We start from the raw sequence: 3,338 nt of genomic DNA, 5'->3' as shown, positions 1-3,338 counted from the left end.
GGATAGGCGTAACGAAGGAATGAGAGGGCTTTGACCCGTTAAGACATGGGAGTGAAAACCTCCAAGGGTGGCGTGGAGAATGCGTGCAGTAAATGGAAGTATATGGGGCGACAATACCCCCCCTTTATTCCCGTGCGCCTTCATGTTGCCGAAGTCTAACACGGCGTTCCCCTTCTTGTCTTTCAGCCCTTACCAACCGGGCGAAATCCTGCGAATAAGCGAGCATTCGCGAGAAAATCATATCGTACCAAGGGAGTTTAATGAACCATGCTGAAATGATCCTTGTGCGATCTTCGAGTTAAGAACATGCAGTGACCGGTCATGTCGGCAGCCGCGTTTTTCCATTCTATCCCTCGACCCTATACCATAGTTCACAATATTCGTAGCCATCAACGCTTGTACCATACATTTCGAAGTTGCCGCCATCTAAAATCGTAAATGTTGATGTTTGCAGCCATTCCGAAAATATCCGATTCTTCAAAGACCGCAAATCATACTTGCCGCTGCCATTCCCATCATGTAAAGTTGAAAATACTGCCCACGTGGATGGCGGAACATCAACAACTGTATATCCATTCACCTTGCTATCGACCGCTTTGTAACACCCAATCAGATAAGGGAACGTCGTATTGTTTGTGAATTTATAGGAATCGAATGAAAAGACAGCTCCAAGTTCCTTGCTGAAACTGCCTTCGTCTCTCCAATCCCCGCTAACCGACTGGGATAACCGGTCCAACTCACCATTACTGCTGATGGTTTGCCAAACATTGGGGATCGATATGCCCTCCTCATTTGCAATAGTGTCGTAGTGGTAGATATCCTCCAGCCCATAAACTTGAAAAGCATCCCGTTTTTCAATCCGATAATTCATTCCAACAACTCCCTTTAATATGATTTGAAAGGAGATGCGAGGAAAGGCTCTTAACTCACTTTCAGCATTTCGCGCTAATGTAGGCGTCATTCCATGTAGATTTTGAAATGCTCGTGAGAATGATTCAGGTGTTTCATATCTGTACTTCAAGGCAATATCCGTCACAGTGTTTTTTCTGTTCTTTAAATCAAATGCAGCAAGCGTCAGCCTTCTGCGCCTGATATATTCGGACAATGGGACATCAAGTACAAATGAAAACATGCGTTGAAATTGGTAAACTGAACATAAGGCGATTTTAGCGATTTGGTCGTAATCAATATCTTGTTCTAAGTTGTCTTCGATATAGCTGACAGCTCGATTCATTCGCTCTAGCCAATCCACGGCAATCCCTCCTTTCGTAAGAAGCATATCATCCGGTAGTTTATGTCGCCTGACTTTCCGTGCAAGATAATATCAGGTGGTAATCATCCGAATACAGAAGTCCTGTTTCCTAAATTGATTCCAGTCTTTATTAGTTTGAAGCGTCAAGTAATATTTTTCCACTCGATTTTCCCCTGTCATTAAGTCAGTCTTAAATCCTATCATATAACCACTTTTTTAATAGCCTCGTATTACGGTATTCGTGAAGGTATTAAAACTAACCTCCCTCTATGGAGAATCATTTTTCTCTTAAATGCTCATGTTTCCTTAGGTTTTGAACGATTTCCTTTCGTACAAGACAACCTTCAAATGGAACAAGATTGTAGATAGTGTAAAATATGGGGCGAAGAATGTACAAAAAGCCTCTCCACTCAGACCACTCGTTTAAAAAAGTGGACTTTGGGAAGATTTATGGTCGCACCTTTGGATCTCCACATCGTCTCATGGRGGTCAACCCTCCCATGTCTCACAGAGTCTACGCTCCCACATTCCTTCATTCAACCTGTCCATGAGGTGGAGGTCGGATATTGCTGCCCGTCAGGATCTTCGTCCGTATGTTAGTTTTGTTCCGACTCATCCGTGCTTCAATTGTCTGTAACTCTCTTATCTACKTTCGTCTTCTATGAAAACATTGAATTTAAGCTGCTAATGACACTGCCGTGAATTGGGGGATATCCTGTAACATCTTTTCTTCACTAAACTCATGCCCCTTTTTCAGGACACCAAACAGAACGCGAATTAGCTTGTTGCATAACGCAATGAGCGACTGCATCTTTTTCAAGGGATTATCTGGCCGTTTCGTGTAATACTGATGCAAGGCCTTMAACGCCCGGTTCTTAGCCACCAGTGGCATCATCACGCGAAATAGYAGCGCTCGTAGCCGCCTACGACCTCGCTTCGTAATCTTTGTTTGTCCCTTGTGTTTACCTGACGTATTTTCTTTAAGATTCAAGCCRGCGAGCTTAATAATCTGTTTGGGATGTCTGTATCGCTCTATGTCGCCAACTTCAGCGAGAAAACCAGCAATACTGTCACGGCCAATCCCTTTAATAGCCATTAGTTTCTTCACATGAGGGATTTGCTCCAWGAGCTCATCCAGCCTTGCCTCAAGCTCTTCAAACTTACTCTCTAGCAGCTCATACTGTGTTAACAACAACCTTAGCTCGAGTTTTGCTAATGCCGTCCCTTCTCGTATAYCAACAGAACGGCTTGCTGCTGCTTTCAGGCTTCTCATACGTTCGATGCCAAGCCCTCGTTTGGCAATCTTTCTAAGATGACTCAGCAAGGTTTCCTCAGATTCAGAAACCAGCTCATGCGGTAACAAATAAAGACTGAGCATTTGGCGTGCTGACTTGCATTCCCAATCCTTAAACACCGTAAGGAACTCTGGAAAGTACCGATCCAACCAGTTATGAACGCGGCCTTGCACCACGCGCAGATCTGTCGACAGATGTTCGCGGATTTTCATCGCTTCCCTTAGTTCGGCATAGATGCCCTGGGGAAGATGAGGTACGGCGTATCTTCCGTCTTTGACGAGCTGTGCGATGACCTTAGCATCTTTAATGTCGTTCTTGGTTGGTGAATTATCATCCAATTCTTTGCTTTTCTTCACGTGCAGCGGATTAACCACAGCGYACGTAATGTCCTGTTCTTTTAGAWAATGGACCAGGTTCAGCCAGTAGTGTCCGGTCGGTTCCATACCAACGATGACGTCCTGAACCTCTTGTTCAGTCGCAATCTTTCGGAACCAGCTAACGAACATTTCGAAGCCTTCACGGTTGTTCTCAAACGTAATGGGCTTCCCGAATTCGACTCCGCGGTAGTCTTGTGCGCGAGCTACATGTTTGAACTTTGCGATGTCGACACCGACAATTAAAGTAGAAGAAGTGATTTGATTAATACGTTCATTTTGAGTAGAATTCATCTTGTAGTCTCCTTGGTTTGTATTGGATCCGGTCGCTGGCCAGCATCTGGGACCCATATACATCATACCAAGGAGTCTTTTTGTTTCTCAAACTTCGTATTTCTTCATAATAGGAATGCTGCC

General features: G+C 44.4%; 2 protein-coding genes. Both read right to left on the bottom strand.

The genetic code is table 11. From position 1 onward, the window contains the following. Positions 1-346: 346 nt before the first annotated feature. Positions 347-1,252: an AraC family transcriptional regulator gene (locus AB4Z17_RS32915; protein WP_441964600.1), complete on the bottom strand. Its 906-nt coding sequence runs from the start codon at positions 1,250-1,252 to the stop codon at positions 347-349. A 676-nt stretch (positions 1,253-1,928) separates the two neighbouring features. After that, complete coding sequence (locus tag AB4Z17_RS32910) at positions 1,929-3,215, bottom strand: IS110 family transposase (protein ID WP_441964602.1); 1,287 nt, start codon at positions 3,213-3,215, stop codon at positions 1,929-1,931. Positions 3,216-3,338 lie beyond the last annotated feature (123 nt).

This window comes from Paenibacillus sp. TAF43_2 (assembly GCF_052113545.1).
GTDB lineage: Bacteria > Bacillota > Bacilli > Paenibacillales > Paenibacillaceae > Pristimantibacillus.
Note: the sequence above shows the minus strand (reverse complement) of the source record. Positions and strands in the feature narration are given on the sequence as shown.